Origin of the sequence: Thalassobacterium maritimum (genome assembly GCF_031127805.1) — a bacterium.
GTDB lineage: Bacteria > Verrucomicrobiota > Verrucomicrobiia > Opitutales > Coraliomargaritaceae > Thalassobacterium > Thalassobacterium maritimum.
The window spans coordinates 1-346 of the sequence record NZ_JARXHW010000285.1 but is presented as its reverse complement, the minus strand read 5'-3'; the positions used below and the strand labels follow the sequence as shown (position 1 = coordinate 346).

Genomic DNA, 346 nt, shown 5'->3' with positions numbered 1-346 from the left:
TACTTTGGGAGCTACCTCAAACTTCAATCGGGCGGGACGCCCGATCTCCATTAAACTCTCCACTTCTCACTGCGCCAAGTGCTTCAGCCTTGGTTTGTGGTGTGCGGGGGCTGCGCATGCGCTGACGGGCTCTAAAGCAACCCGCTACTTTGGGAGCTACCTCAAACTTCAATCGGGCGGGACGCCCGACCTCCATTAAACTCTCCACTTCTCATTGGCCAAGTGCTTCAGCCTTGGTTTGTGGTGGGCGCGGGCTGCGCATGCGCTGACGGGCGCTAAAGCAACCCGCTACTTTGGGAGCTACCTCAAACTTCAATCGGGCGGGACGCCCGATCTCCATTAAACT

General features: G+C 57.2%; 1 protein-coding gene. It reads left to right on the top strand.

Annotation, left to right across the window (positions count from 1 at the left end; genetic code table 11):
• Window positions 1-199 (top strand): hypothetical protein (locus QEH52_RS20360; protein WP_308952790.1); only part of this gene is annotated, 199 nt, incomplete at its 5' end.
• Between the last annotated feature and the right edge of the window lie 147 nt (window positions 200-346).